The organism is Pseudomonas thermotolerans DSM 14292 (assembly GCF_000364625.1).
Classification (GTDB): Bacteria; Pseudomonadota; Gammaproteobacteria; order Pseudomonadales; family Pseudomonadaceae; genus Aquipseudomonas; species Aquipseudomonas thermotolerans.
In genome coordinates this window covers 130,314-156,804 of sequence record NZ_KB822605.1, presented here as the reverse complement: position 1 = coordinate 156,804, position 26,491 = coordinate 130,314, and the positions used below count along the sequence as shown (strand labels likewise).

Here is a 26,491-nt window from a genome sequence, read left to right as displayed (position 1 = left end):
CCGCCCCGCGGACCGGTTCATCCGGCCATGTCACATGCCGTTGGCGAACGCCGGGTTGCTCATGTCGATGGCAGCACGCACCGGCTTCAGAGCCTCGGCGTACCGGGCGAGGATGTCCAGGTCGTAGTCGATGCGGGCGCGTAGCAGAGCATCGTCCTCGCTGGCCGGCTCGCCTTCGTTCAGCACCTTCTCGGCGCGACGCACGATCAGGTGCTCGGGGATGTAGCACAGCCGGCAGTTCTTGTAGCCGGAGGATCGCAGCTCGCTGATCGGGTAGGCACCGCCGATCCCGGAGGACACGCCGACCAGCAGGGCCGGCTTGTGGGCCAGCTCGGTCTTGCTCGCGTAGAGGAAGAAGTTCTTGATCGCCGGGCAGGCCATGCCGTGCCATTCCGGGGCGATGACGATCACCGCGTCGGCGACCTGCAGCAGTTCGGCGTACTGGCTCCACGGACCGGTGTCTTCCGCCGGCCAGAGCGGTAGCGGGTTCTGGCCGAGGTCGATGACCTGGCTGAGGTCTTCGCGGGTCTTGCCCAGCTCAATCAGGCGCTGGCGCAAGTAGCGGGCGACCTTGGCGGACTGGCTGTTGGCCCGGCCGGAGCCGGAGACGATGGCGTAGTTGAGCATGTTTCAGGTTCCCTTCATGCAAAGACGCGCAGCTCGAGGTTGCGCGGGAATGTTCGGCAACGCGAGGCATGCAGGCCGGTAGTCGGATGACGCCGGCTCTGTTGGGCGGGTGTGGCCGGGCGAGCCGGCCACCAAGCCTGCCACTATACGCGGAATTGATCCATCAAGCCCTGTTGGTGGTTGGCCAGCTTGTTCAGCGACTGACTGACCTGCGCTGATTCCTCGGCCTGCTGGGACAGCGACTCGGTGACGTCGCGGATGGTCGCCACGTTGCGGTTGATCTCCTCGGCCACCGCGCTCTGCTCCTCGGCGGCGCTGGCGATCTGCAGGTTCATGTCGGTGATCACCGAGACTGCCTCGCCGATGCGGCGCAGCGCGGCCACCGCCTGCTCGACCTGGGCGACGCTGCCCTGGGCCTGCTGATGGCTGCTGTGCATGGAGTCGACCACCTCACGGGTGCCGTGTTGCAAGCCTTCGATCACCTGGCGGATCTCTTCCACCGAGTCCTGGGTGCGCTTGGCCAGGTTGCGGACCTCGTCGGCGACCACCGCGAAGCCGCGTCCAGCTTCGCCGGCACGGGCCGCCTCGATGGCTGCGTTGAGGGCCAGCAGGTTGGTCTGCTCGGCGATGCCGCGAATCACCTCCAGTACCGAACCGATCTGCTCGCTGCTGGCGGCCAGGCCTTCCACCTGGCTCATGGCACTGGTCATGTTGCGCGCCAGGTCGTCGATGGCCGCGGTGGTGCGGTCGATGACGCTGAGCCCCTCGCGGGTCGCCTGGTCGGCCCCCCGGGCGGCGTCGGCGGCCTGAGCGGCGCTGCGGGCGACGTCCTGGGCGGTGGCGCTCATCTCGTTGGAGGCGGTGGCCACCTGTTCGACTTCGCGGAACTGCTGCTGCATGCCGGAGCTGGTCTGGGTAGCGATCGCCGCGGACTGGTCGGCGGTACTGCGGGCGTCCTGCACGCTGCGCTTCACGTCGGCGATGATCGGCTGCAACTTGTCGAGGAAGCGGTTGAACCAGCCGGCCAGCTCGCCGAGTTCGTCCTTGCGCTCGTAGTCGAGGCGGCGGGTGAGGTCGCCTTCGCCGCTGGCGATGTTGCGCAGCATGCCGGCCACGCTGAGGATCGGCCGGGTCACGCCGCGGGCGGTCAGCCACATCAGCACCAGACCACCGAGTACCGCGGCCAGACCGAGGCCGAGGGAGACCAGGCTGTCGTCCACGCGACGCGCATCCAGTTCGCTCTCCAGGCGCAGTGCCGGTTCGTGCAGCAGGTGCTGGGGCACTTCCAGCAGCACGCTCCAGGGCTTCGACTCGGGGATCGGCTGCAGCGGGGTAAGCACGCGCAGCATCTCTTGGCTGTCCAGCACCTGGGCCTGGTTCTGGGCGGTGAGGCGGATCAGTTCGCCGCCTAGGTCGGCGAAGGCGCTGTCGGCGGACTTGCCGAGAATGGTGGCATCCCGGCTGTGGCCGGCGAGGTAGCCCCGCGGACTGAGGATGCTGACGTGGCCCTGGCCGTCGAAAAGCTCCTGGTTGCCCTGCAGGCTGATGTCCTGGAGGCTATCGAGGGTGATGTCCAGGCCCAGCACGCCGATCACCTTGCCATCCTTCTTCAGCGGATAGGCGATGGTGGTCATCAGGATGGGCTTGCCGGTGGCGGTGTCCAGGTAGGGATCGATCAGGCAGATGCTGCCGCTGTCGAACGGACAGGTGTACCAGGTGTTGTAGGGCTGGCCGCTAGTGGAGGGGGTAGTGTCGTGGATCATCGCCTCGCTCACGGCTTCGCTCGACAGCTGGCCGGGAGTGGTCTGGGTCCAGTAGATGGCGAAGCGGCCCTGGTCATTGCTACCCAGCTCGGACTGTTCGACGAAGAGTTCGTCCTTGCCGTCCAGCCCGTTGGGTTCGAAGACCACGTAGAGGCCGAGCAGGCCGGGGTTGGCCTCCAGGGCGGTGCGCACCTGGCGGGTCAGATCCTCGCGCAGGTCGAAGGCATCGAGAAAACGCTTCTCCGCCTGTTCGCGGAGGAACAGGATCTGCCGTGAGAAGCCCTTGCCATACTGGTAGGCATCCATGAAGAAACGCTGGATGCGCAGGGCCTGGGTTTCGCCGCGCGCCTGCATGCGCAGGCGTGCGGATTCCTCTAGCATCTGCGAACTCGACGCCTTCACAACTTCGGCGCTGCGCTTGGCCTGATACAGCGAGGCGCCCACCAGCAGGGTGACTATCGCCAGCAGGGACAGACCGGCCAGCAAGCAGATCTTCCATTGGATGGACAGACGGCTAAAGAGCATTGCGACACACCTTCTAATTGAAATTGTTAGATGGGACTGTTTACCGGTTATCGACCGGACGTCGTTTTTCTTGACTGCCAAAGTCCGCCGCTGGTCATTCATTGCTCCGTCGGGAAGCTTTGACGGCAGCCGAAGGCTTCGGCAAAGTGGCGCCTTTTTGCGCTGCTCGACCGTTAATCGGAGGACATATGAATGCAGTGGTAGTGGCGGTCGCCATCATGCTGGTGCTGAGCCTGTGCCGTGTGCACGTGGTGATCGCCTTGATCGTCGGGGCCCTGGCCGGCGGTCTGCTGGGCGGCCTGGGGCTGGAGAACACCCTCAAGGCCTTCAACGACGGCCTGGGGGGCGGGGCCACGGTGGCGCTGTCCTATGCGCTGCTCGGCGCCTTCGCGGTGGCCATCGCCAAGTCCGGCTTGGCCCACGCACTGGCGGACAAGGCCTTGGCCCTGGTCGGCAAGGAGAATGGTGACGGCGCTGGCGCCGGCATGCTGAAGATGCTGCTGATCCTGCTGGTGCTGGCCGTGTCGATTTCCTCGCAGAACATCCTGCCGATCCACATCGCCTTCATTCCGCTGCTGATCCCGCCGCTGCTCTACGTGTTCGCCCGCTTGCAGATCGACCGCCGGCTGATCGCCTGCGTGATGACCTTCGGCCTGATCACTCCCTACATGTTTCTGCCGGTGGGCTTCGGCAACATCTTCCTCAACGAGATCCTGGTGGCCAACGTGGTCCGCAACGGCGTGGACGTCAGCGAGGTGAGTGTCACCGAGGCCATGAGCATTCCGGCGCTGGGGATGGTCTGCGGCCTGCTGCTGGCCCTGTTCAGCTACCGCAAGAAACGCGAATACGCCGTGGAGCGCATCGCCCAGGTGGAGCAGGTGGTCTCCCGCTACGAGCCGCGCAGCCTGCTGGTGGCCGGGGCGGCTGTGGCGCTCGCCTTCATGGTGCAGCTGTGGCTGGATTCGATGATCGTCGGCGCCCTGGCTGGCTTCGTGCTGTTCTCCCTGTCCGGTGTGGTGCGCTGGCGAGAGGCCGACGACCTGTTCACCGAAGGGATGAAGATGATGGCCATGATCGGCTTCATCATGATCGCTGCCGCCGGCTTCGCCGAGGTGATGAAGGCCACTGGCCAGATCCAGGCGCTGGTCGACGCCTCGGTGGCCTGGATCGGCAATAGCAAGGCACTGGGTGCGCTGCTGATGCTGCTGGTGGGGCTGCTGGTGACCATGGGCATCGGCTCGTCGTTCTCAACCGTGCCGATCATCGCGGCGATCTTCGTGCCGTTGAGCGTCGAGCTGGGCTTCAGCCCGCTGGCCATTGTCAGCATCGTCGGTACCGCCGGTGCCCTGGGCGACGCCGGCTCACCAGCCTCCGACTCGACCCTCGGCCCCACCTCCGGTCTGAACGTCGACGGCCAGCACCACCATATCTGGGACACCGTGGTGCCGACCTTCCTGCACTACAACCTGCCGTTGCTGGTGTTCGGCTGGGTGGCGGCCATGGTGCTGTAGGCACGGAGAGGGCAGGGCGGCGAGCCCTGCCGGCTGAACGCCAGACACAAAAAAACCCGGCCTGAGTGCCGGGTTTTTTGTTGGCGATCTGCGGGTCAGCCGGCGAAGGCCAGGCCGGCGTGCTGCACAAGGTCCAGCAGCGGCTGCGGGTAGACGCCGAGGACGAAGGCCAGGACCGCCACGCACAGCAGCATGATGCCGCCGGCGCGCTGGGCCCAGCGCATGGGCGCGTCGTGGCGGTGCAGGTTGGGCTCGACCAGGAACATCGCCACCATCACACGTAGGTAGTAGTAGACGCCGATCGCACTGCCGACGATCAGGGCGGCCAGCAGCCACCACTGGCCGGACTCGACACCGGCGGCAATCACGTAGAACTTGCCGATAAAGCCGGCGGTCAGCGGAATGCCGGCCAGCGACAGCATCATCACGGTAAGCACTGCGGTGAGGTAAGGACGGCGCCAGAACAGGCCACGGTACTCGTACAGGGCATCCGCATCGCGGCCGCTGTAGGGAGTGGACATCAGGGTGATGACCCCGAAGGCGCCCAGGCTGGTCAGGGTGTAGGTGGCTAGGTAGACGCCGATGGCCTCCACGGCCAGGCCCTTGCTGGCGATCACCGCGATCAGCAGGTAGCCGAAGTGGGCGATCGAGGAGTAACCGAGCAGACGCTTGAGATTGCTCTGGATCAGCGCCAGCAGGTTGCCGATCAGGATCGAGGCGATGGCGATGGCCGACAGCACCAGATTCAGCAAGCCCTCGTTGGCCACCGGGGAGATTTGGAACAGGCGCAGCAGCACGGCGAACACTGCAACCTTGCTGGCAGTGGCCAGGAAGGCGGCGACCGGCGCCGGGGCGCCTTCGTAGACGTCCGGGGTCCACAGGTGGAAGGGCACCAGCGACAGCTTGAAGGCCAGGCCGACCAGCATCATGCCCAGGCCGAGCTGGGCCATGGCGCTGGGCAGACCGTTGGCGGCCAGCTGGGTGCCGATGCCGGTGAAGTTCAGGGTGCCGGCGTCGGCATACAGCAGCGCCATGCCGAACAGCAGGAAGGCCGAACCGGCGGCCGACAGCACCATGTACTTGATGCCGGCTTCCAGCGAGCGCTTGTTGAAGAAGGCGTAGGCCACCATGCCGTAGACCGGCACCGAGAGCAGCTCCAGGCCGATGAACAGGCCGGCAAGGTTCTGTGCGCTGACCAGCAGGATGCCGCCGGCGGCGGCCAGCAGGGTCAGCAGGTAGAGCTCCTCGCGGTTGCCCGGGTAGCCCTTGCCGTCGTCGTGCTCGCCTAGATAGGCGTGGGCGAGGGTCACGCAGGCCAAGGTGGCGATCAGGATCAGCGCGGTGTAGAAGCAGGCGTAGCGGTCCACCTGGACCATCTCGGTGACCGCCAGCGGGGTGGCGCCGAGAGCCGGGATGATGGACAGCAGGGCCAGGTTGAGGCCCAGCACCGACAGCACATAGGTGAGGGTGTGGTTGCGGCGCCAGGCGATGCCGAGCATCACCACCACCGCGGTGGCACAGGTCACCAGCAGTGGCAGCAGGGCGATGAGGTGTTGAGTGGTGAATTCCATAGCGCTACTTACCGAGCCGAAGCGAATTGAGTGAAGGCGGTTCCGAACCACTGCTGCACGCCGTGCATGCTGGCGGCAGAGGTATCGAGCACCGGCTGCGGGTAGATGCCGAGCAGCACCAGCAGCACCGCCAGACCGAGGACCATGCCCAGCTCACGGGGACGCAGGCCGGCGAGCGGGCTGTCATCCTTGGCCGGCCCGAAGTAAGCGCGGTGGATCATGATCAGCGAGTACACCGAACCAAGCACCAGGCCGCTGGTGGCCAGCACGGCGATCCAGGGCACGTACTGGAAGGAACCGATGAGGATCAGGAATTCGCCGACGAAGTTGCCGGTGCCCGGCAGGCCCAAGGCCGCGGCGGCGAAGAACAGGCTCACCGCCGGCAGGTAGGGCATGCGTGCCCAGATGCCACCCATCTGGCGCATGTCACGGGTGTGCAGGCGCTCGTAGAGCTGGCCGCAGAGGATGAACAGCGCAGCGGCGGACAGGCCGTGGGCGACCATCTGCACCACCGCGCCCTGCAGGGCGATTTGGCTGCCGGAGTAGATGGCGATCAGCACGAAGCCCATGTGCGACACGCTGGAATAGGCCACCAGGCGCTTGATGTCGGTCTGCGCGAAGGACAGCAGGGCGCCGTAGACGATGGCGAACACCCCCAGCCACATGACGATGGGGGCGAACTCCGCCGAGGCGTTCGGGAACAGTGGCAGGGAGAAGCGCAGCATGCCGTAGGCTGCGGTTTTCAGCAGGATGCCGGCGAGGTCCACGGAACCGGCGGTCGGCGCCTGGGCGTGGGCGTCCGGCAGCCAGGAGTGCAGCGGCACCACCGGGAACTTCACCGCGAAGGCGATGAAGAAGCCGAGCATCAGCAGGTACTCGGTGCGCGGTGCCAGCTCGGCCTTCAGCAGATCGGCGTAGTTGAAGGTCAGCACGCCAGTCTGGCTGTAGTTGACCAGTACCAGGCCGAGGATCGCCACCAGCATCACCAGGCCGCTGGCCTGGGTGTAGATGAAGAACTTGGTGGCGGCGTTGATGCGGGTCTTGCCTTCGCTGCCGCTATGACCCCAGAGCGCGATGAGGAAGTACATCGGCACCAGCATCATTTCCCAGAAGAAGAAGAACAGGAACAGGTCGACGGCCAGGAAGACGCCGACCACGCCGCCGAGGATCCACATCAGGTTGAGGTGGAAGAAGCCGATGCGGTGCTGGATCTCGTTCCAGGAGCAGAGCACCGAGAGCACGCCGAGCAGGCCGGTGAGGACGACCATCAGCATCGACAGACCGTCCAGCGCCAGGTGGATGGTGATGCCGAAGCGCTCAATCCATGGCACCTGGAACTCGCTGGCCCACTGCGGGGCGACGCCCGGCGCGGGAGCCAGGGTGAAGTCGCCGGTGGCCCACAGCCAGAGGCCGAGGCCGAACAGCAGGAGCATGCTCAGCAAGGCGATCCAGCGGGGCAGGGTAGTGCCGAAGCGCTCACCGTACCAGCACAGCAGGCCGCCGATGAAGGGAATCAGGATTAGCCAGGGCAGAATCATGACGGGCTGTGTTCCTTAATTCAGAAAATCATGAGGGTGGCGAGCAGCAGTACGGTACCGCCGACGATGGACGCTGCGTACCAGCGCAGGTTGCCGGTCTCCGTGAGACTCATGGCATGGTGTCCGCCACGTGCCAGGCGCGGGATGACGCCGATGGTGCGGTCGATCGGGTCACGGCCGAGCAGCCGGCAGAGCAGCAGGTAGGGCTTGACGAACAGCTTGTCGTACAGCCAGTCGAAGCCCCAGGCGGCGAACCACCAGGTCGACAGGAAGCGACCCGGGGCGCTGGCAGCGATGGCGCTGACCAGGCTGCGCTTGCCGAGGAACAGCAGGGCGGCGAGCAGGATGCCGGCGACCGCGATGGCTCCCGAGGCGATTTCCAGGCTGTGTTTGCCCTCGCCGCCGGCGTGACCGATGCTCTCCGGCAGCACTCCGGCCAGCGGCGGGGTGATCAGCGCGCCGACGAAGGTGGAGAGAACCAGCAGGGTCAGCAGCGGCAGGTTGTGGGCGATGCCGTGGCCCGGATGCACCTCGGTCTTGGCCTCGCCGTGGAAGGCGATGAAGATCAGCCGGAAGGTGTAGATCGAGGTCAGGAAGGCGCCCAGCAGGCCGGCGTAGAGCAGGCCGTTGTGACCGCTGGCGAAGGCTTCCCAGAGGATCTCGTCCTTGGAGTAGAAGCCCGCGGTGAGCAGCGGCAGGGCTGCCAGAGCGGCGCCGCCGACGATGAAGCTGGCGTAGGCCAGTGGCAGCTTCTTCCACAGCCCGCCCATCTTGAAGATGTTCTGCTCGTGGTGGCAGGCGTTGATCACCGAGCCGGAGGCGAGGAACAGCAGGGCCTTGAAGAAGGCGTGGGTCATCAGGTGGAAGATCGCCGCGCTCCAGGCACCCACGCCCAGAGCGAGGAACATGTAGCCGATCTGGCTCATGGTCGAGTAGGCGAGGATGCGCTTGATGTCGGTCTGCACCAGGGCGGCGAAGCCGGCCAGAACCAGGGTCACGCCGCCGACGATGCCGACCAGCTCGAGGATTTCCGGGGTGAGCAGGAACAGGCCGTGGGTGCGGGCGATCAGGTAGACGCCGGCGGTCACCATGGTCGCCGCGTGGATCAGTGCGGAGACCGGGGTCGGACCGGCCATGGCGTCGGCCAGCCAGGTCTGCAGCGGCAGCTGGGCGGACTTGCCGACCGCCCCGCCGAGCAGCATCAGGGTCGCCACCCACAGCCAGCTGTCGCCGGCCGCGTACTTCTGCGGTGCCAGCACCAGCAGCTCTTGGATGTTCAGGGTACCGAGGTGCAGGAACAGGATGAACAGGCCGATGGCCATGAACACGTCGCCGATGCGGGTGACGATGAAGGCCTTGAGTGCCGCGTTGCCGTTCGGCACGTGCTTGAAGTAGAAGCCGATCAGCAGGTAGGAGCACAGGCCCACGCCTTCCCAGCCGAAGTACAGGAACAGCAGGTTATCGCCGAGCACCAGGAACAGCATGCTGGCGATGAACAGGTTGGTGTAGGCGAAGAAGCGCGAGTAGCCCTCTTCACCGCGCATGTACCAGCTGGCGAACAGGTGGATCAGGAAGCCGACGCCGGTGACCACGCCGAGCATGGTCAGCGACAGGCCGTCCAGGTACAGGGTGAAGCTGGGGGCGAACTCGCCCACGCTCATCCACTGCCAGAGTACCTGGGTGTAGGCGCCGCCTTCCGGCGGGTTGACGTTGAACTGCCAGATGACCCAGGCGGCGACCAGGGCGGACAGGCCGACCGAGCCGACGCCGATCACGGCAGAGGTGTTTTCCGAGAAACGTCCGCGGGAGAAGGCCAGCACGAGCCAGCCAATCAGCGGGAAAAGGCAGGTGAGGAATAGTAGGTTCATCCGCGCATCTCGCTGGCAGCGTCGATATCGAGGGTGTGGAAGCGGCGATAGAGTTGCAGCAGGATCGCCAGGCCGATGCTGGCCTCCGCGGCCGCCAGGGTGATGATCATGATGAACATCACCTGGCCGTCGGGTTGCGCCCAGCGGCTGCCGGCGACCACGAAGGCCAGGGCGGCGGAGTTCATCATGATTTCCAGGCTCATCAGCACGTAGAGGATGTTGCGGCGCACCATCAGGCCGAGCAGACCTAGGCAGAACAGCACGCCGGCGACGGCCAGACCGTGCTCCAGGGGGATCGAGTTCATCATGGTTCCTTGGCCTCGTGGCGTCCGAGGTGGAAAGCCGCGACCAGAGCTGCGAGCAGCAGCAGGGAAGCGAGTTCGACGAGCAGCAGGTAGGGGCCGAACAGGCTGACGCCCACCGCCTTGGAGTCGATGGTGCTCAGGCCCAGGGCCGCGCCGGTGTCAGACTGGCCGAACAGCACGTAGAGCAGCTCGGCTAGCAGGGCCGCGGCGAGGATCGCCGGCCCCGTCCAACTGCTCGGCTGCAGCCACTGGCGCTCCTGCTGGACGATGGTCTGGCCGAGGTTGAGCATCATCACCACGAACACGAACAGCACCATGATGGCGCCGGCGTAGACGATGATTTCCAGCGCGCCGGCGAAGGGCGCTCCCAGGCTGAAGAAGCACATGGCTACCGCCAGCAGGGAAATGATCAGGTAGAGCAAGGCGTGGATCGGATTGCTGTTGGTGATCACCCGCAGCGTGGATATCACGGCAACGCCTGCGGAGAAATAGAAAGCGAATTCCATCTTCTTTCGTCCTTAGGGCAGCAGGCTCTTCACGTTGATCGGTTCGGCTTCGTTCTGTGCCGCGCCTTTCGGCTTGCCAGCGATGGCCATGCCGGAGACGCGGTAGAAGTTGTAGTCCGGGTTCTTGCCGGGGCCGGAGATCAGCAGGTCTTCCTTCTCGTAGACCAGGTCCTGGCGGCGGAACTCGGCCATCTCGAAGTCCGGGGTCAGCTGGATCGCGGTGGTCGGGCAGGCCTCCTCGCAGAGGCCGCAGAAGATGCAGCGCGAGAAGTTGATGCGGAAGAACTCCGGATACCAGCGGCCGTCCTCGCGTTCAGCCTTCTGCAGGGAGATGCAGCCCACCGGGCAGGCCACCGCGCAGAGGTTGCAGGCCACGCAGCGCTCGTCGCCGTCGGGGTCGCGGGTCAGCACGATGCGCCCGCGGTAGCGCGGCGGCAGGTACACCGGCTCTTCCGGGTACTGCAGGGTGTCACGCTTGCGGAAGGCGTGGCCGAAGATCATCACCAGGCTGCGCAGCTGGGTGTAGGTGCCGTGCAGGATGTGGAGGATTTCTTTGAACATGGTGGTTCCTCCTTACTGGGACGCGGCCAGCACGAGCGCGCCGGTCACCAGCAGGTTGAGCAGGGTCAGCGGCAGGCAGACCTTCCAGCTGAAACTCATCACCTGGTCATAGCGCGGGCGCGGGACGGAGGCGCGCAGCAGGATGAACAGCATGATGAAGAAGGCGGTCTTCAGGGCGAACCAGACGAACGGGATCTGCGGGAGCAGGCCGAACGGGCCGTGCCAGCCACCGAAGAACAGGGTGACCAGCAGCGCCGAGATGAACACGATGCCGATGTACTCGCCGACGAAGAACATGCCCCATTTCATCCCGGCATACTCGATGTGGTAGCCGTCGGCCAGCTCCTGTTCCGCTTCCGGCTGGTCGAACGGGTGACGGTGGGTCACCGCGACGCCGGCGATGAAGAAGGTGCAGAAGCCGAGGAACTGGGGAATGATGAACCACAGGTGCTGGGCCTGGTAATCGACGATGTCGCGCAGGTTGAAGGAGCCCACCTGGGCCACCACGCCCATCAGCGCCAGGCCCATGAACACCTCGTAGGACACCGTCTGCGCCGAGGCGCGCAGGGCGCCGAGCAGGGCGTACTTGTTGGCGCTGGACCAGCCGGCGAACATCACCGCGTAGACCGATAGGCCGGCCATGGCGAAGAAGAACAGCAGGCCGATGTTCAGGTCCGCCACGCCCCAGGTCGGGGTGATCGGAATCACCACGAAGGCGATCAGCAGGGCGCTCATGGCCACCACGGGGGCCAGGGTGAAGATTGGCTTGTCGGCGAACGGCGGGGTCCAGTCCTCCTTGAAGAACATCTTGATCATGTCCGCGCCGAGCTGGAAGGCACCGAACGGGCCGACCCGGTTGGGACCGTAACGGTCCTGCCAGAGGCCCAGCAGGCGGCGTTCCACCCAGCTCAGCAGGGCGCCGCAGATCACCACGGCGAGGAGGATCACGATGGCCTTGAGGACCGCGATGATCACTTCGACCACTTCGGGAGTCAGCCAGCTCATTGCGCGACCTCCTGCAGAGCGGTGGCCGTCTGGCCGTAAAGCCGCGGCGGAATGCCAGGTAGCCCAACGGGCAGGGCGACCAGGCCGACCGCCAGCTCCTCATCGACGCGCACCGGCAGGCGCAGGCTCTGGCCGCCGACCTGCAGGCTGAGCAGCGCGCCGTCGGCGACGCCTAGGCGCTGCGCCTCGGCGCTGGCGAGGGCCACGTAGCTCGCGGGGATGCGGGTCTCGAAGGCCGCCGCGCGGGCGCTGGTCTCCTCGCTGCCGAACAGGTGGTAGAAGGGCACCACCTGCCAAGTGCCGGGCGCCGGGTTGAAGGGCGCCGGGACGGCGGTGAACCATTCCAGGCGATCGCCGTGCGGCTCGATCAGGCGCACGCCGGGGTCGCCGGCGCGCAGGTGGCCGCCCACCTCGTCCTGGAACTTGTTCCAGGCCTGCGGCGAGTTCCAGCCCGGGGCCCAAGCGAAGGGGATCTGCTGGCGCGGCTCGGCGGTGCCGGAATAGCCTTCCATGGAGAAGGCGAAGGGGCTGTCCGGATCCTGCGGAGCGCGCGGTTCGTGCACGCTGATGTTGGCGCGCATGGCGGTGCGCCCGCTGTAGCGCAGCGGCTCACGGGCCAGCTTGAGGCCCTTGATGCGGAATGCGGCGGACGGCGCGGCATCGCGGATGCCGGCGAGCAGCGCGTTGCTGGCGGCGCAGGCGGCGGTGACCTGATCCAGCTGGGTCCAGTCCACGGCCTTGCCCTGCAGCGTACTGTGTAGCGCGTGCAGCCAGCGCCAGCCTTCGCGGATGAGGATCTCGGCGTCGTAGTAGGAGGGCTCGTAGACCTGGAAGAAGCGCTGGGCGCGGCCTTCCTGGCTGACCAGGGTGCCGTCGCCTTCGGCGAAGCTGGCCGCCGGCAGCACCAGATGGGCGCGCTCGACGGTCGGGGTCAGCTGGTGGTCGGCAACGATCACCGCCTTGGCGGCGGCGAGAGCGGCATCCACCCTGGCGGCGTCGGCGCGGCGGTACAGGTCGTTCTCCAGTACCACCACGGCATCCGCCTGGCCGGAGGTCAGGGCGTCCAGCGCCGCGTCCACGGACTCACCGCCGAACAGGGCCAGACCCAGGCTGTTGGCTTCCGGCACCACCAGGCTGATGGAGCCGTTCTTTTCGCGGGCCTTGAGCGCCTTGGCGATGTTGGCGGCGGCCTCGATCAGTGCCTTGTTGCCCAGCGAGGTGCCGGAGATCACCAGGGGGCGCTTGGCGGCCAGCAGGGCCTCGGCGATGCGCTGGGCCAGCTCGGCGGCCTCGCGCTCCAGGCCGACCACCGCCGGGGCGCTGGGGTCGATGGCGTGGGCCACGGCGAAGCCGAGGCGGGCCAGGTCGTCCGGTGCGGCGTGCACGCACTCGGCGGCGACGTCGTCCAGTCGGGTGGCGCTCAGGCTAGCGATGAACAGCGGGTTCTTGGCGTGCTGGGCGATGGTCTTCACCGCGGCGTCCAGCCAGGGCTGGATCTTCAACGCGGCAGCCATTTCCTCGCCCTTGCCTTTGACCGACTGGCGCAGCGCCAGGGCGATGCGCGCGGCGGTCTGGGTCAAGTCTTCGCCGAGCACGAAGACTGCGTCGTGGTCCTCGATCTCGCGGATCGACGGGATCGGCAGCGGGCTGTCCTGCAGGACGCGGAGCACCAGGCGCAGGTTTTCCAGCTCGTCGGCGGCGATGCCGCTGTAGTAGTTGTCTTCGCCGACCAGCTCGCGCAGGGCGTAGTTGCTTTCCAGGCTGGCGCGCGGCGAGCCGATGCCGATCACCCGTTTGCCCTTGAGCAGCTCGGCAGCCTTGTCCAGGGCGGCGTCGATGCCCAGCTTCTGGCCATTGAACAGCGGCTGGCGCGGGCGGTCCTTACGGTTCACGTAGCCGTAGCCGAAGCGGCCGCGGTCACAGAGGAAGTAGTGGTTCACCGAGCCGTTGTAGCGGTTCTCGATGCGCCGCAGCTCGCCGTAGCGCTCGCCGGGGCTGATGTTGCAGCCGCTCGAACAGCCGTGGCAGATGCTCGGCGCGAACTGCATGTCCCACTTGCGGCTGTAGCGCTCGGAATGGGTCTTGTCGGTGAACACCCCGGTGGGACAGACCTCGGTGAGGTTGCCGGAGAACTCGCTCTCCAGCACGCCGTCCTCGATGCGCCCGAAGTAGACGTTGTCGTGGGCGCCGTAGACGCCCAGGTCGGTACCGCCGGCGTAGTCCTTGTAGTAGCGCACGCAGCGGTAGCAGGCGATGCAGCGGTTCATCTCGTGGGCGATGAACGGGCCGAGGTCCTGGTTCTGGTGGGTGCGCTTGGTGAAGCGGTAGCGGCGCTGGTTGTGGCCGACCATCACCGTCATGTCCTGCAGGTGGCAGTGGCCGCCTTCCTCACAGACCGGGCAGTCGTGGGGGTGGTTGGACATAAGCCATTCGACCACGCTCTTGCGGAAGGCCTTGGCTTCCTCGTCGTCGATGGAGATCCAGGTGTTGTCGGTTGCCGGGGTCATGCAGGACATGACCAGACGACCGCGTTTGTCGTTTTCGTCGGTGTACTGCTTGACCGCGCACTGGCGGCAGGCGCCGACGCTGCCGAGTGCCGGGTGCCAGCAGAAGTAGGGGATGTCGAGGCCCAGTGACAGACAGGCCTGTAACAGGTTGTCCGCCCCGTCGACCTCTAGCGTCTTGCCGTCTACGTGGATAGTGGCCATGGTTCAGTCTTCATCTACCCGTCGAAACGGGTTTGGCTAATGGGAATTCTTGTACTGCGGCACGCAGGGGAATGGCCTGACCAACGTCCTGCGTGCCGTCCAGCTAATCGCTAAGCGCCAACCGCCTGCGGCTTGGCTTCGGCCGAACCCTGCGGCCGGGCCACGCCCGCCTCGAACTCGTGCCGGAAGTACTTGATCGCACTGCCCAGCGGCTCCACGGCGCCGGGGGCGTGGGCGCAGAAGGTCTTGCCCGGGCCCAAGCAGTTGACCAGGTGCAGCAGGGTGTCGAGGTCTTCGGGGGTGCCCTGGCCGCGCTCCAGGGCGCGGAGGATTTTCACGCTCCACGGTAGGCCGTCGCGGCACGGGGTGCACCAGCCGCAGGACTCGCGGGCGAAGAACTCTTCCATGTTGCGCAGCAGCGAGACCATGTTCACGGTGTGGTCCACGGCGAGTGCCAGGCCGGTGCCCATGCGGGTGCCGACCTTGCCGATGCCGCCGGCGTACATCTGCGCATCCAGGTGTTCCGGGAGCAGGAAGCCGGTACCGGCGCCGCCGGGCTGCCAGCACTTGAGCTGATAGCCGTCGCGCATGCCGCCGGCGTACTCCTCGAGCAGCTCGCGGGCGGTGATGCCGAAGGGCACTTCCCAGACGCCCGGGTTCTTCACCTTGCCGGAGAAGCCCATCAGCTTGGTGCCCATGTCCTCGCTGCCCGGACGGGCCAGCGACTTGTACCAGTCCACGCCATTGCCGACGATGGCCGGCACGTTGCACAGGGTCTCGACGTTGTTCACGCAGGTCGGCTTACCCCAGACGCCGACGGCGGCGGGGAAGGGCGGCTTGGAGCGCGGGTTGGCGCGACGGCCTTCCAGGGAGTTGATCAGCGCCGTTTCCTCGCCGCAGATATAGCGGCCGGCACCGGTGTGGACGAACAGTTCGAAGTCGAAGCCGCTGCCGAGGATGTTCTGGCCGAGCAGGCCGGCGGCCTTGGCTTCCTCGACGGCGCGGTTGAGGTTGCGCGCCGCGTCCACGTATTCGCCGCGTAGGAAGATGTAGCCACGGTAGGCCTTGAGGGCCCGGGCGCTGATGATCATTCCCTCGATCAACAGGTGCGGCAGCTGCTCCATGAGCAGGCGGTCCTTCCAGGTGTTCGGCTCCATCTCGTCCGCGTTGCACAGCAGGTAGCGGATGTTGAGGGATTCGTCCTTGGGCATCAGGCCCCACTTGACCCCGGTGGGGAAGCCTGCGCCGCCACGGCCCTTGAGACCGGAGTCCTTGACCACCTGGACGATGTCGTCGGCGGCCATCTCGGCTAGCGCCTTGCGCGCCGCTGCGTAGCCGTTCTTGGCCTGGTATTCCTCCAGCCATACCGGCTGGCCGTCCTCGCGCAGGCGCCAGGTCAGCGGGTGAGTTTCCGGGCTGCGGGCCATCAGGTTGGCCGGCCCGAAGGAAGTCAGTTTCTTCATGGGTAGGCCTCCAGCAGTTGCGCCACGCTGCCCGGCTCGACGTTGCCGTAGGTGTCGTCGTCGATCATCAGCGCCGGGGCCTTGTCGCAGTTGCCCAGGCAGCATACCGGCAGCAGGGTGAAGCGGTCGTCGGCGGTGGTTTGGCCGAGGCCGATACCGAGCTCTTTCTGGATCGCCTGCAGGACGGACTCGTGACCGCCGATGTAGCAGACCATGCTGTCGCAGACGCGGATGATGTGGCGGCCCACCGGCTGGCGGAATATCTGGCTGTAGAAGGTAGCCACGCCTTCCACGTCGCTGGCGGGAATGCCGAGGATCTCGCCGATCGCCGGGATGGCGCCGTCCGGCACCCAGCCGCGGTGCTTCTGAACGATCTTCAGGGCCTCGATGGACGCCGCGCGGGGGTCCTCGTAGTGATGCATTTCGTGCTCAATGGCAGTGCGTTCGCTGTCGCTGAGGACGAAACGGTCGGTCTGAATGAGAGTTGCCTGGCTCATGGTTAGCGGTCCACGTCGGCCATAACGAAGTCGATGCTGCCCAGGTACGCGATCAGGTCAGCCACCATGCTGCCGCGGATCACCGAGGGAATCTGCTGCAGGTGCGCATAGCTGGGCGTACGGATGCGGGTGCGGTAGCTCATGGTGCCGCCATCGCTCGTCAGGTAGTAACTGTTGATCCCCTTGGTCGCCTCGATCATCTGGAAGGACTCGTTGGCCGGCATCACCGGGCCCCAGGAGACCTGCAGAAAGTGGGTGATCAGGGTTTCGATGTGCTGCAGCGTGCGCTCTTTCGGCGGCGGCGTGGTCAGCGGGTGGTCAGCCTTGTAGGGACCTTCCGGCATGTTTTTCAGGCATTGCTCGATGATGCGGATGCTCTGGCGCATCTCCTCGACACGGACCATGCAGCGGTCGTAGGCGTCGCCGTTGTGGCCGAGCGGCACTTCGAACTCGAAGTGCTCGTAGCCGGAGTAGGGGCGGGCCTTGCGCAGGTCGAAGTCGAGGCCGGTGGCGCGCAGGCCGGCGCCGGTGACCCCCCACTCCAGGGCTTCCTTGGTGTTGTACTGGGCGACGCCGATGGTACGGCCGCGCAGGATGCTGTTCTGCAGGGCGGCCTTCTCGTATTCGTCGAGGCGTTTGGGCAGCCAGTCGACGAACTCCTTGACCAGCTTGTCCCAGCCGCGCGGCAGGTCATGGGCCACGCCACCGATGCGGTACCAGGCCGGGTGCAGGCGGAAGCCGGTGATCGCCTCGATCACCTTGTAGGCACGCTGACGGTCGGTGAAGGTGAAGAACACCGGGGTCATGGCCCCGACGTCCTGGATGTAGGTGCCGAGGAACAGCAGGTGGCTGGTGATGCGGAAGAATTCGGCGAGCATCACGCGGATGACGTTGACCCGGTCCGGCACGGTGATGCCGGCCAGCTTCTCCACTGCCAGGACGTAGGGCAGGTTGTTCATCACCCCGCCGAGGTAGTCGATGCGGTCGGTGTAAGGGATGAAGCTATGCCAGGACTGGCGCTCGGCCATCTTCTCGGCACCGCGGTGGTGGTAGCCGATGTCCGGTACGCAGTCGATGATCTCCTCGCCGTCCAGCTGCAGGATGATGCGGAAGGCGCCGTGGGCGGAGGGGTGGTTGGGGCCGAGGTTGAGGAACATGTAGTCCTCATGCTCGCCATGGCGCTTCATACCCCAGTCTTCCGGCTTGAAGCGCGCCGCTTCCTCTTCCAGCTCCAGCTTGGCGCGGGTCAGGGTGAAAGGATCGAATTCGGTGGCGCGCGCCGGGTAGTCCTTGCGCAGCGGATGACCTTCCCAGGTCGGTGGCATCAGGATGCGCGACAGGTGCGGGTGGCCGGTGAAGCGGATGCCGAACATGTCCCAGACTTCACGCTCGTACCAGTTAGCGTTGGGCCAGATGGAGGTGACGCTAGGCAGGTTGAGGTCGTTCTCGGACAAGGCGACCTTGATCATTACGTCACTATTACGCTCCAGCGACATCAGGTGGTAGAACACTGAGAAGTCGGCGGCCGGTAGACCGCGGCGCTGGGTGCGCAGACGCTCGTCGACCCCGTGCAGGTCGTAGAGCATCACATAGGGTTTGGGAAGCTGGCGCAGGAAGGTCAGGACTTCGATGAGCTTCTCGCGCGGCACCCAGAGAACCGGCATGCCGGTGCGAGTCTCCTGAACCGTGAAAGTTTCGGCGCCGAAGCGGGAGTTGAGTTCAACGACGACGTCTTGATCGTCAGCCTTGTAGGGCGGAATGTACAGAGCGCTGTCTGCAGTCATGGTCTCGGTCGCTATCAGTCAACGTAAAGGGTGAGCGGGCTTTCTTGTGGAAAGCCGATGTCACACTTCGTCGGGGCTGCGCAGGTTGGTTACCTGGATACGCTGTTCACGGCGCTGTTCCCTCTGCGACGGCATTTCGGCACGGTAGATGCCTTGGTCGCCGACGACCCAGGACAGCGGGCGGCGCTCCTGGCCGATGGAGTCCTGCAGCAGCATCAGAGCCTGCAGGAAGGCCTCGGGGCGTGGAGGGCAGCCGGGTACGTAAACGTCCACAGGGAGGAACTTGTCGACCCCCTGAACGACCGAGTAAATATCGTACATGCCACCGGAATTGGCACAGGAACCCATGGAAATGACCCACTTGGGTTCGAGCATCTGCTCGTAGAGACGCTGGATGATGGGCGCCATCTTGATGAAGCAGGTGCCGGCAATGACCATGAAGTCAGCCTGGCGGGGTGATGCACGGATCACCTCGGCGCCAAAGCGGGCGATGTCATGCGGCGCGGTGAAGGCGGTGGTCATCTCCACGTAACAGCAAGACAGGCCGAAGTTGTACGGCCACAGGGAGTTCTTGCGGCCCCAGTTGACGGCATTGGTCAGCACGTCCTGGAGCTTGCCCATGAAGATGTTGCGGTGGACCTGACCCTCGAGGGGATCTGCTACGGTCTCCCGCTCGCCGATCGGATACTGCTCGTTGGGCGCATCCGGATCGATCCTGGTGAGTTTGTATTGCATCGCCAAAGCCTCATTGTTTTAGCTTCGCCTGCCGCTTGCGACGCCCTTCGGGAGCCCAGTCGAGCGCCCCGATGCGCCAAAGGTAGACAAGACCTGCCAACAGAATTGCTATGAAAACGGTAGCCTCGATCAGGCCGGCCCAGCCGCTTTCGCGTACGGACACCGACCAGGCGAAGAGAAACAGGGCTTCGACGTCGAAGATCACGAAGAGCATCGCGACCAGATAGAACTTTGCAGAAAGGCGCAGACGAGCGCTGCCGACTGGGAGCATGCCGGACTCGAAGGGCTCGTTCTTGCTGCGGCCCCAAGCCTTGCTGCCGAGGAGGCTGGAGACGCCGAGCATGAAGGCACACAGGCCGATGACACCCAACAGGAAAATGGCGAGGCCCCAGTTCTGGGACATGGCAGCAATAGCTTCAGCGGACATGCCGTGGCTCCTTAAAAACAAGAGGCGGCGAATCGAGATTCGTAATTATCTTTTTGACGGGGTCTGCTAGCCGTCGATCTAAGCTTCTAATTCTATGCGTGTCTGCCGCGACAAGTAAATTTTTCCTTATAAAAAATTAACTTGACGGTCCAGTTGATGCCCGCCAGGCAGGCACAAGGCCAGAAATGACGGGCCCTACGGGCAAAATCCTTCCTTAGTAGTATGGTCGTGTTTTAGCCGGGATGGTCCGGTTTTGATTATGGAGAATGATATTTATTCTTACTTGCGGCTCTTCTTTGGTTCTTCGCGCAATCCGGGGGGGGGGGGGGGGTAGTGGTTGGCGGTTCGGAGGTTGGTGGATTGGCAGTCGCCAGGCCAGTCGATCTCCTTCCTATGCCCCGCCATGCGTGATGCTGTGTTGAGCGTGGTCTTCTGGGGCTGCGCCTCTCTGAAGCCCTTCTTACCGTCCGCATGTGGTCGCTCACACTATCAAGTGCGTCGACCATCGGCGTTTGCAGGTCCGTCACGGTGCTTTCGATGCGCAGGGCGTGCGTCGGTTGGTGATGGACGAGTTCGCGCTGCACAAGGGGCACCGCTACGCAACGGTGATCATGGATGCCGAGTGTGCTGTGGGTGGACAAAGGCAACGGTCGCGAGGCGATCCGGCCATTTCTTCGAAGGGCTGGGCAAAGAGGGCTGGGGACATATCGAGGCGGTCGCGATGAATATGAGTACCGTGTTCGATCTGGAAGCGCATGCCCAGTGCCCGAGCGTCGAAGTGGTCTATGACCTTTTACGGCATTGCCCGCTAGGTGATCGAGCGGGTGCGCGTCGATCAGGCCAATGCCTTGCGCAGTGCGCCCGCACAACGTCAGGTCATCAAGCGCTCGCGCTGCAGGACTCGGCACTCATCCCCCGGAGCGCTGGGTAGGGGGCAGGTGGCGGAGCAGGAGATCAGGCCTCGACGGTAGAGTCCTGCTTCTGGGGAGCAGCAGCTGTTGCCGGCGTTTCGCTGGTGGCGGGGGTCGTGCAGATGTTCACTGCGTGCAGCCCCTTCGGCCCCTGGACGATATCGAATCTTACCGGCTGGCCTGCCTTCAGTGTCTTGTAGCCCTCCATCTGGATAGCCGAGTAGTGGGCGAACAGGTCCTCATCTCGGCCGTCTGCCAGGATAAATCCGTAGCCCTTGGCGTTGTTGAACCACTTGACCTTACCGCTAAGCATTCTGATATCCCTCTGCAAAGGACTCCATCGCTGGAGTATCATCCACAATGATTCCGCTCAACTGACCGCTTGGGATGAGGCGCGGAACTCCTGATACCCATGTATGGGTATCTCTGTTTGTAACACCCTTTTGCCGATAGTCAAGGCGAGGCGACGAGTGCCCGCCACATGGATCAGAATCCCATCTGCAGCCTTGATTACCCCGACATCGACCTTTCAAGCAGCCATGCGTTCAACTAGCCAGATTCGACTAACATTCAATCAGGATCATCCTGCGTCCCACGGGGACGACTCCACCGGACTGGCAGTGCAGGAGGCCAAGCCGAAACTGCAGGCGCCACCGCTGTACAAGGTGATCCTCCTGAATGACGACTACACCCCAATGGACTTCGTAGTTGAAGTGCTGGAGATGTTCTTCAACATGAATCGGGAACTGGCGACCAAGATCATGTTGACGGTTCATACGCAGGGGCGGGCCGTATGTGGGGTCTTCACTCGCGACATTGCTGAAACCAAGGCCATGCAGGTCAATCAGTACGCCCGAGAGAGCCAGCATCCGCTACTGTGTGAGATAGAGAAGGACGGTTGATTCGCGACCGTTTGGGGTATGAGGTGAAGCCATGTTAAACCGCGAGCTCGAAGTCACACTCAACCTGGCCTTCAAGGAGGCGCGTACCAAGCGTCATGAGTTCATGACGGTCGAGCACCTTCTGCTGGCTCTGCTCGACAACGAAGCCGCAGCCAGCGTCCTGCGCGCCTGCGGTGCCAATCTGGACAAGCTTCGCCACGACCTGCAGGAGTTCATCGATTCCACGACTCCGCTGATCCCGCAGCATGACGAGGAGCGCGAGACCCAGCCGACCCTCGGCTTCCAGCGCGTCCTGCAGCGCGCCGTGTTCCACGTGCAGAGCTCCGGCAAGCGCGAGGTGACCGGCGCCAACGTGCTGGTGGCGATCTTCAGCGAGCAGGAAAGCCAGGCGGTGTTCCTCCTCAAGCAGCAGAACATTGCCCGCATTGATGTGGTCAACTTCATCGCCCACGGCATTTCCAAGGTGCCCGGCCACAACGAGCACAACGAACACGACCAGGACACGCAGGACGAGGATGGCGGCGAGACTTCCACTGCGGGCAATCCGCTGGACGCCTATGCCAGCAACCTCAACGAGCTGGCCCGCCAGGGGCGTATCGACCCGCTGGTCGGCCGTGAGCACGAGGTGGAGCGGGTGGCGCAGATCCTCGCCAGGCGGCGCAAGAACAACCCGTTGCTGGTCGGCGAGGCCGGCGTCGGCAAGACAGCCATTGCCGAAGGTCTCGCCAAGCGCATCGTCGACGGCCAGGTGCCCGATCTGCTGATCGACAGTGTGGTCTATTCCCTGGACCTGGGCGCGCTGCTGGCCGGCACCAAGTACCGTGGTGACTTCGAGAAACGCTTCAAGGCACTGCTCAACGAGCTGCGCAAGCGACCGCACGCCATCCTGTTTATCGACGAGATCCACACCATCATTGGTGCCGGGGCGGCTTCAGGCGGGGTGATGGACGCCTCCAACCTGCTCAAGCCGATGCTCTCCTCCGGGGAGATCCGGTGCATCGGTTCGACCACCTTCCAAGAGTTCCGCGGCATCTTCGAGAAGGACCGGGCCTTGGCCCGGCGCTTCCAGAAGGTGGACATCACCGAGCCATCGGTGGAGGACACCGTGGGCATCCTGCGCGGTCTCAAGGCGCGCTTCGAGCAGCACCACAACATCGAGTACAGCGACGAGGCGCTGCGCGCCGCCGCCGAGCTGTCTGCACGTTACATCAATGACCGGCACATGCCGGACAAGGCCATCGACGTGATCGACGAGGCGGGTGCCTACCAGCGCCTGCAGCCGCCGGAAAAACGCGTGGCGCGTATCGATGTGGCCCAGGTGGAGGACATAGTCGCGAAGATTGCGCGGATTCCGCCGAAGAGCGTCACTAGCTCCGACAAGGAGCTGCTGCGCAACCTCGACCGCGACCTCAAGCTCACCGTGTTCGGCCAGGATGCGGCGATCGACTCGTTGTCAACGGCGATCAAGCTGTCGCGGGCCGGCCTGAAGGCCCCGGACAAGCCGGTGGGCTCCTTCCTGTTCGCCGGCCCTACCGGGGTCGGCAAGACCGAGGTGGCCCGCCAGTTGGCTCGCGCCCTGGGCATCGAGCTGGTGCGCTTCGACATGTCCGAGTATATGGAGCGACATACCGTCTCGCGGCTGATCGGCGCGCCTCCGGGCTACGTCGGTTTCGACCAGGGAGGCCTGCTCACCGAGGCGATCACCAAGACTCCGCACTGCGTACTGCTGCTCGACGAGATCGAGAAGGCCCACCCGGAAGTCTTCAACCTGCTGCTGCAGGTGATGGACCACGGCACCTTGACCGACAACAACGGGCGCAAGGCGGACTTCCGCAACGTCATCCTGATCATGACCACCAACGCCGGTGCGGAAACCGCGGCACGGGCTTCGATCGGTTTCACCCTGCAGGATCACTCCAGCGATGCCATGGAAGTGATCAAGAAGAGCTTCACTCCGGAGTTTCGCAACCGTCTGGATGCCATCATTCAGTTCGGCCGCCTGAGTCATGAAGTGATCAAGAGCATCGTCGACAAGTTCCTCACCGAACTGCAGGCGCAACTGGAGGACAAGCACGTCACCCTGGAAGTCAGCGATGCGGCGCGTGGCTGGTTGGCGGAGAGGGGCTACGACGCGCAGATGGGCGCACGGCCGATGGCGCGACTCATCCAGGACAAGATCAAGCGTCCGCTGGCGGAGCAGATCCTCTTTGGCGAGCTGGCCGAGCATGGCGGCGTGGTGCACATCGACCTGAAGGGCGACGAGTTGAGCTTCGAGTACGAGATAGTCGCCGAGCCGGCCTGAGCCGTATTGTCGCCTGAATGAAAACGCCCGGCATGTGCCGGGCGTTCTTTCGACTGGCGTTCAGCGGGCGCGGTAGGTGATGCGACCCTTGCTCAGGTCGTATGGGGTCAGCTCGACGCGGACCTTGTCGCCAGTCAGAATTCGGATGTAGTTCTTGCGCATCTTGCCGGAGATGTGCGCGGTTACGACATGCCCGTTCTCCAACTCCACGCGGAACATGGTGTTGGGGAGGGTGTCGATGACAGTACCTTCCATTTCGAAGCTGTCTTCTTTCGACATGCAATAGTGCCCTCGGTATTCAATGAATGGCCCGGGATGCTGATTTTTCGGGCCAAAAATGCGGCGTGCATTGTGCACGAAACGAGCTTCTGCGCCAAGGCCCCCTGGTTCGCTGGCTCCCGCCTTCGCTGGCGATGGGTGGAACCTTGCGGCCCGCGGGTTTCAGGTCAGGGTGACCCAGCGTTGGTTGACGAACAGTTCGATCGGCCGGTACTGGGTCTTGTAGCTCATCTTCCGGCAGTTCTTGATCCAGTAGCCCAGGTAGACCGCATGCAGGCCGAGGCGGGCGGTTTCGGCGATCTGCCAGAGGATGGCGTAACGCCCAAGGCTGCGGCGCTCCTCCTGCGGATCGTAGAAGGTGTAGACCGCCGACAGGCCATTGGGGAGCACGTCGGTGACGGCGATGGCCATCAGTCGTCCGGCGAGGCGGAACTCGTAGAAGCGCGCGAAGGGCAGGTCGCGGACCAGGAAGGTGCAGAACTGGTCGCGGCTCGGTGGATACATGTCGCCGTCGGCATGTCGCTGCTCGATGTAGCGCATGTACAGCGAGTAATACTCCTCGTTGAAGGCTGGGCGCACGGCGCGTACCTGTAGATCGGCATTGCGCTTGATGATGCGCCGCTGCTGGCGGTTGGGGGTGAAGCCGGTGGCCGGAATTCGCGCCGGGATGCACGCGGTGCAGCGCTGGCAATGCGGGCGGTAGAGGTGGTCGCCGCTGCGCCGGAAGCCCAGCTCGGAAAGTTCGGCGTACAGGTTCACGTCCATCGGCTGGCTGGGGTCGAGGAACAGGGTGGTTGCCTGCTCATCGGCCAAGTAGCTGCAGGGGTGGGGCTGAGTCGCGTAGAACTTCAGGCGGGCCAGTTCGGTCATGGTCGTGCCTCGGATTGACCTCGTCCTAAGTGTAGGTCAGGGGGTGGGGCTCGCCTAGACGGCCCAGTCGGCGCCGCTGGGAGCATCCAGGTGGCGGGCCAGCCAGGCGGCGAATTCGCGGCGGGGAATGGAGCGGGCGCCCAGACTGTGCAGGTGCCGGCTGGGCATCTGGCAGTCGATCAGAACGAAGCCCCAACTCTTTAGCTGCTCGACCAGGGCCACGAAACCGACCTTAGAGGCGTTGTCGGCGCGGCTGAACATGGATTCGCCGAAGAACAGCTGGCCCATGGCCAGGCCGTAGAGTCCTCCGACCAGATCGTCGCCGCGCCACACCTCGACCGAGTGGGCGATGCCCAGGCGGTGTAGCTCCACGTAGGCTTCGCGCATCTCGTCGGTGATCCAGGTGCCGTCGGCATAGGCGCGCGGCGCGGCGCAGGCGCGAATCACGGCGGGAAAGTCGTGGTCGAAGGTCACCCGGTAGTGCTCCTGGCGGATGAACTTGCGCAGGCTGCGCGAGACGTGCAGCTCGGCGGGAAACAGCACGGTGCGCGGGTCGGGAGACCACCAGAGGATCGGCTGGCCGGCCTGGTACCAGGGGAAGCAGCCGTGCCGGTAGGCGCGGATCAGCCGCTCGGCGCGCAGATCGCCACCGGCGGCGAGCAGGCCGTTGGGCTCGCGCAGGGCTTTCTCGAGAGGCGGAAACTCCAGGGAGTCGCGCTTCAGCCAGGTCAGCATGGGCGAAGGGCAGGGGAGGGCGGACGCCGTAGCGCCCGCCGCGACCACTTAGGCGTCGAGGTAGCGTTCGGCGTCCAGCGCCGCCATGCAGCCAGAGCCGGCCGAGGTGATGGCCTGGCGGTAGACGTGGTCGGCCACGTCACCGGCGGCGAAAACGCCTTCGATGCTGGTGGCGGTGGCGTTGCCTTCGCTGCCGCCCTTGACCACCAGGTAGCCGTCGCGCATTTCCAACTGGCCCTTGAACAGCTCGGTATTGGGCTTGTGGCCGATGGCGATGAACACTCCGGCCAGCTGCAGCTCAGAGGTTGCGTCGGTCTCGATGTTCCGGATGCGCACGCCGGTGACGCCGCTGGCATCGCCGAGAACCTCTTCTAGGGTGGTGTTCCAGTGCAGGCGGATGTTGCCGTTGGCGGCCTTGTCGAACAGCTTGTCCTGGAGGATCTTCTCGGCGCGCAGCTTGTCACGGCGGTGGATCAGGTGGACTTCCTTGGCGATGTTGGACAGGTAGAGGGCCTCTTCCACGGCAGTGTTGCCGCCGCCCACCACGCAGACCACCTGGTTGCGGTAGAAGAAGCCGTCGCAGGTAGCGCAGGCCGAGACGCCCTTGCCGGCGAAGGCTTCCTCGGAGGGCAGGCCGAGGTACTGGGCGGAAGCGCCAGTGGCGATGATCAGCGCGTCGCAGCTGTAGGTGCCGCTGTCGCCTTTGAGGACGAACGGGCGCTGCTGCAACTCTGCGGTGTGGATGTGGTCGTAGACGATCTCGGTATCGAAACGCTCGGCGTGCTTCTGCATGCGCTCCATCAGCCCTGGGCCGGTGAGGCCTTCGACGTCGCCCGGCCAGTTGTCCACTTCGGTGGTGGTGGTGAGCTGGCCGCCGGGCTGGATGCCGGTGATGAGCAAAGGCTTGAGGTTGGCGCGCGCGGCATATACGGCGGCGGTGTAGCCTGCCGGGCCGGAGCCCAGGATGATCAGGCGTGAATGCTTGACTTCACTCATAAAAACACCTCATAAGCCTTTGTCACTAAAGGGGTTGCATGCTCAAATCGAGCCGCATCGACGTTGTTGGCGACTTATGCTACACGAAGCGGGATCGGAGCG

General features: G+C 64.8%; 23 protein-coding genes and 1 pseudogene. 4 read left to right on the top strand and 20 right to left on the bottom strand.

Annotation, left to right across the window (positions count from 1 at the left end; translation table 11 throughout):
* Positions 1-30: 30 nt before the first annotated feature.
* Both H165_RS0107555 and H165_RS20320 read right to left on the bottom strand, forming a co-directional pair.
* Positions 31-627 (bottom strand): NADPH-dependent FMN reductase, encoded by a 597-nt coding sequence (locus tag H165_RS0107555; RefSeq protein ID WP_017938316.1) that lies wholly within the window; start codon positions 625-627, stop codon positions 31-33.
* A 143-nt stretch (positions 628-770) separates the two neighbouring features.
* Positions 771-2,915 carry a methyl-accepting chemotaxis protein gene (locus H165_RS20320; protein WP_017938315.1) on the bottom strand — a complete coding sequence of 715 codons (2,145 nt, stop codon included), beginning with the start codon at positions 2,913-2,915 and terminating at the stop codon, positions 771-773.
* A gap of 188 nt (positions 2,916-3,103) precedes the next feature.
* Here H165_RS20320 and H165_RS0107545 point away from each other — a divergent pair, with 188 nt between their 5' ends.
* Positions 3,104-4,426: a Na+/H+ antiporter family protein gene (locus H165_RS0107545; RefSeq protein WP_017938314.1), complete on the top strand. Its 1,323-nt coding sequence runs from the start codon at positions 3,104-3,106 to the stop codon at positions 4,424-4,426.
* Positions 4,427-4,521: 95 nt separating this feature from the next.
* Here H165_RS0107545 and nuoN read toward each other — a convergent pair whose 3' ends face one another.
* From nuoN to H165_RS0107480, 13 genes are all read right to left on the bottom strand, one after another.
* Positions 4,522-5,997, bottom strand: coding sequence for an NADH-quinone oxidoreductase subunit NuoN (gene nuoN, locus H165_RS0107540; RefSeq protein ID WP_017938313.1), 1,476 nt, complete (start codon positions 5,995-5,997; stop codon positions 4,522-4,524).
* Positions 5,998-6,005: 8 nt separating this feature from the next.
* On the bottom strand, positions 6,006-7,535 hold the full coding sequence (gene nuoM / locus H165_RS0107535) for an NADH-quinone oxidoreductase subunit M (protein WP_017938312.1): 1,530 nt from the start codon (positions 7,533-7,535) through the stop codon (positions 6,006-6,008).
* Positions 7,536-7,555: 20 nt separating this feature from the next.
* Positions 7,556-9,403: an NADH-quinone oxidoreductase subunit L gene (nuoL, locus tag H165_RS0107530; RefSeq protein ID WP_017938311.1), complete on the bottom strand. Its 1,848-nt coding sequence runs from the start codon at positions 9,401-9,403 to the stop codon at positions 7,556-7,558.
* A complete protein-coding gene (gene nuoK, locus H165_RS0107525) occupies positions 9,400-9,708 on the bottom strand; it encodes an NADH-quinone oxidoreductase subunit NuoK (protein WP_017938310.1) in 309 nt (102 codons plus the stop codon). The genes nuoL and nuoK overlap by 4 nt, the downstream gene beginning before the upstream one ends.
* Positions 9,708-10,214, bottom strand: a complete 507-nt coding sequence (nuoJ, locus tag H165_RS0107520; RefSeq protein ID WP_017938309.1) for an NADH-quinone oxidoreductase subunit J — start codon at positions 10,212-10,214, stop codon at positions 9,708-9,710. The genes nuoK and nuoJ overlap by 1 nt, the downstream gene beginning before the upstream one ends.
* Before the next feature lie 12 nt (positions 10,215-10,226).
* The gene (nuoI, locus tag H165_RS0107515) at positions 10,227-10,775 is read right to left on the bottom strand and encodes an NADH-quinone oxidoreductase subunit NuoI (protein WP_017938308.1); all 549 of its coding nucleotides are present in this window, start codon (positions 10,773-10,775) and stop codon (positions 10,227-10,229) included.
* Between the two features lie 12 nt (positions 10,776-10,787).
* Complete coding sequence (nuoH, locus tag H165_RS0107510; RefSeq protein WP_017938307.1) at positions 10,788-11,780, bottom strand: NADH-quinone oxidoreductase subunit NuoH; 993 nt, start codon at positions 11,778-11,780, stop codon at positions 10,788-10,790.
* Positions 11,777-14,488: an NADH-quinone oxidoreductase subunit NuoG gene (nuoG, locus tag H165_RS0107505; protein ID WP_017938306.1), complete on the bottom strand. Its 2,712-nt coding sequence runs from the start codon at positions 14,486-14,488 to the stop codon at positions 11,777-11,779. The genes nuoH and nuoG overlap by 4 nt, the downstream gene beginning before the upstream one ends.
* 110 nt (positions 14,489-14,598) lie before the next feature.
* Positions 14,599-15,951 carry an NADH-quinone oxidoreductase subunit NuoF gene (gene nuoF, locus H165_RS0107500; protein ID WP_017938305.1) on the bottom strand — a complete coding sequence of 451 codons (1,353 nt, stop codon included), beginning with the start codon at positions 15,949-15,951 and terminating at the stop codon, positions 14,599-14,601.
* Positions 15,948-16,448, bottom strand: coding sequence for an NADH-quinone oxidoreductase subunit NuoE (gene nuoE / locus H165_RS0107495; RefSeq protein ID WP_017938304.1), 501 nt, complete (start codon positions 16,446-16,448; stop codon positions 15,948-15,950). Before nuoE ends, nuoF begins: the two co-directional genes overlap by 4 nt.
* 2 nt (positions 16,449-16,450) lie before the next feature.
* On the bottom strand, positions 16,451-18,232 hold the full coding sequence (gene nuoC / locus H165_RS0107490; RefSeq protein WP_026146443.1) for an NADH-quinone oxidoreductase subunit C/D: 1,782 nt from the start codon (positions 18,230-18,232) through the stop codon (positions 16,451-16,453).
* A 60-nt stretch (positions 18,233-18,292) separates the two neighbouring features.
* Positions 18,293-18,967: a NuoB/complex I 20 kDa subunit family protein gene (locus H165_RS0107485; RefSeq protein ID WP_017938302.1), complete on the bottom strand. Its 675-nt coding sequence runs from the start codon at positions 18,965-18,967 to the stop codon at positions 18,293-18,295.
* A 10-nt stretch (positions 18,968-18,977) separates the two neighbouring features.
* Positions 18,978-19,394 carry an NADH-quinone oxidoreductase subunit A gene (locus tag H165_RS0107480; protein WP_017938301.1) on the bottom strand — a complete coding sequence of 139 codons (417 nt, stop codon included), beginning with the start codon at positions 19,392-19,394 and terminating at the stop codon, positions 18,978-18,980.
* A gap of 482 nt (positions 19,395-19,876) precedes the next feature.
* Between H165_RS0107480 and H165_RS19950 the strand changes: the two are divergent.
* A pseudogene (locus H165_RS19950) lies at positions 19,877-20,287 on the top strand (ISL3 family transposase); the annotation flags it as partial.
* A gap of 61 nt (positions 20,288-20,348) precedes the next feature.
* On the opposite strand, the gene cspD reads toward H165_RS19950, so the two are convergent.
* Entirely contained in the window at positions 20,349-20,618 is a 270-nt protein-coding gene (cspD, locus tag H165_RS0107475) for a cold shock domain-containing protein CspD (RefSeq protein ID WP_026146442.1), read from the bottom strand.
* 226 nt (positions 20,619-20,844) lie between these two features.
* Here cspD and clpS point away from each other — a divergent pair, with 226 nt between their 5' ends.
* Together clpS and clpA are read left to right on the top strand one after the other, a co-directional pair.
* Entirely contained in the window at positions 20,845-21,207 is a 363-nt protein-coding gene (gene clpS, locus H165_RS0107470) for an ATP-dependent Clp protease adapter ClpS (RefSeq protein WP_026146441.1), read from the top strand.
* 31 nt (positions 21,208-21,238) lie between these two features.
* Positions 21,239-23,509, top strand: a complete 2,271-nt coding sequence (gene clpA / locus H165_RS0107465; RefSeq protein ID WP_017938298.1) for an ATP-dependent Clp protease ATP-binding subunit ClpA — start codon at positions 21,239-21,241, stop codon at positions 23,507-23,509.
* Between the two features lie 60 nt (positions 23,510-23,569).
* Here clpA and infA read toward each other — a convergent pair whose 3' ends face one another.
* The 4 genes from infA to trxB all read right to left on the bottom strand — a co-directional run bounded on the left by infA (position 23,570) and on the right by trxB (position 26,389).
* Positions 23,570-23,788: a translation initiation factor IF-1 gene (gene infA, locus H165_RS0107460; RefSeq protein ID WP_016492441.1), complete on the bottom strand. Its 219-nt coding sequence runs from the start codon at positions 23,786-23,788 to the stop codon at positions 23,570-23,572.
* Positions 23,789-23,950: 162 nt separating this feature from the next.
* A complete protein-coding gene (locus tag H165_RS0107455; protein ID WP_017938296.1) occupies positions 23,951-24,658 on the bottom strand; it encodes an arginyltransferase in 708 nt (235 codons plus the stop codon).
* A gap of 54 nt (positions 24,659-24,712) precedes the next feature.
* On the bottom strand, positions 24,713-25,393 hold the full coding sequence (gene aat / locus H165_RS0107450; protein ID WP_017938295.1) for a leucyl/phenylalanyl-tRNA--protein transferase: 681 nt from the start codon (positions 25,391-25,393) through the stop codon (positions 24,713-24,715).
* Between the two features lie 48 nt (positions 25,394-25,441).
* Positions 25,442-26,389, bottom strand: a complete 948-nt coding sequence (gene trxB, locus H165_RS0107445; protein ID WP_017938294.1) for a thioredoxin-disulfide reductase — start codon at positions 26,387-26,389, stop codon at positions 25,442-25,444.
* Positions 26,390-26,491 lie beyond the last annotated feature (102 nt).

Excerpts from the sequence above, each read along its gene's own strand:
- H165_RS0107555 (WP_017938316.1), bottom strand. The coding sequence starts at position 627 with ATGCTCAACTACGCCATCGTCTCCGGCTCCGGCCGGGCCAACAGCCAG.
- H165_RS20320 (WP_017938315.1), bottom strand. The coding sequence starts at position 2,915 with ATGCTCTTTAGCCGTCTGTCCATCCAATGGAAGATCTGCTTGCTGGCC.
- H165_RS0107545 (WP_017938314.1), top strand. The coding sequence starts at position 3,104 with ATGAATGCAGTGGTAGTGGCGGTCGCCATCATGCTGGTGCTGAGCCTG.
- nuoN (WP_017938313.1), bottom strand. The coding sequence starts at position 5,997 with ATGGAATTCACCACTCAACACCTCATCGCCCTGCTGCCACTGCTGGTG.
- nuoM (WP_017938312.1), bottom strand. The coding sequence starts at position 7,535 with ATGATTCTGCCCTGGCTAATCCTGATTCCCTTCATCGGCGGCCTGCTG.
- nuoL (WP_017938311.1), bottom strand. The coding sequence starts at position 9,403 with ATGAACCTACTATTCCTCACCTGCCTTTTCCCGCTGATTGGCTGGCTC.
- nuoK (WP_017938310.1), bottom strand. The coding sequence starts at position 9,708 with ATGAACTCGATCCCCCTGGAGCACGGTCTGGCCGTCGCCGGCGTGCTG.
- nuoJ (WP_017938309.1), bottom strand. The coding sequence starts at position 10,214 with ATGGAATTCGCTTTCTATTTCTCCGCAGGCGTTGCCGTGATATCCACG.
- nuoI (WP_017938308.1), bottom strand. The coding sequence starts at position 10,775 with ATGTTCAAAGAAATCCTCCACATCCTGCACGGCACCTACACCCAGCTG.
- nuoH (WP_017938307.1), bottom strand. The coding sequence starts at position 11,780 with ATGAGCTGGCTGACTCCCGAAGTGGTCGAAGTGATCATCGCGGTCCTC.
- nuoG (WP_017938306.1), bottom strand. The coding sequence starts at position 14,488 with ATGGCCACTATCCACGTAGACGGCAAGACGCTAGAGGTCGACGGGGCG.
- nuoF (WP_017938305.1), bottom strand. The coding sequence starts at position 15,951 with ATGAAGAAACTGACTTCCTTCGGGCCGGCCAACCTGATGGCCCGCAGC.
- nuoE (WP_017938304.1), bottom strand. The coding sequence starts at position 16,448 with ATGAGCCAGGCAACTCTCATTCAGACCGACCGTTTCGTCCTCAGCGAC.
- nuoC (WP_026146443.1), bottom strand. The coding sequence starts at position 18,232 with ATGACTGCAGACAGCGCTCTGTACATTCCGCCCTACAAGGCTGACGAT.
- H165_RS0107485 (WP_017938302.1), bottom strand. The coding sequence starts at position 18,967 with ATGCAATACAAACTCACCAGGATCGATCCGGATGCGCCCAACGAGCAG.
- H165_RS0107480 (WP_017938301.1), bottom strand. The coding sequence starts at position 19,394 with ATGTCCGCTGAAGCTATTGCTGCCATGTCCCAGAACTGGGGCCTCGCC.
- cspD (WP_026146442.1), bottom strand. The coding sequence starts at position 20,618 with ATGCTTAGCGGTAAGGTCAAGTGGTTCAACAACGCCAAGGGCTACGGA.
- clpS (WP_026146441.1), top strand. The coding sequence starts at position 20,845 with ATGCGTTCAACTAGCCAGATTCGACTAACATTCAATCAGGATCATCCT.
- clpA (WP_017938298.1), top strand. The coding sequence starts at position 21,239 with ATGTTAAACCGCGAGCTCGAAGTCACACTCAACCTGGCCTTCAAGGAG.
- infA (WP_016492441.1), bottom strand. The coding sequence starts at position 23,788 with ATGTCGAAAGAAGACAGCTTCGAAATGGAAGGTACTGTCATCGACACC.
- H165_RS0107455 (WP_017938296.1), bottom strand. The coding sequence starts at position 24,658 with ATGACCGAACTGGCCCGCCTGAAGTTCTACGCGACTCAGCCCCACCCC.
- aat (WP_017938295.1), bottom strand. The coding sequence starts at position 25,393 with ATGCTGACCTGGCTGAAGCGCGACTCCCTGGAGTTTCCGCCTCTCGAG.
- trxB (WP_017938294.1), bottom strand. The coding sequence starts at position 26,389 with ATGAGTGAAGTCAAGCATTCACGCCTGATCATCCTGGGCTCCGGCCCG.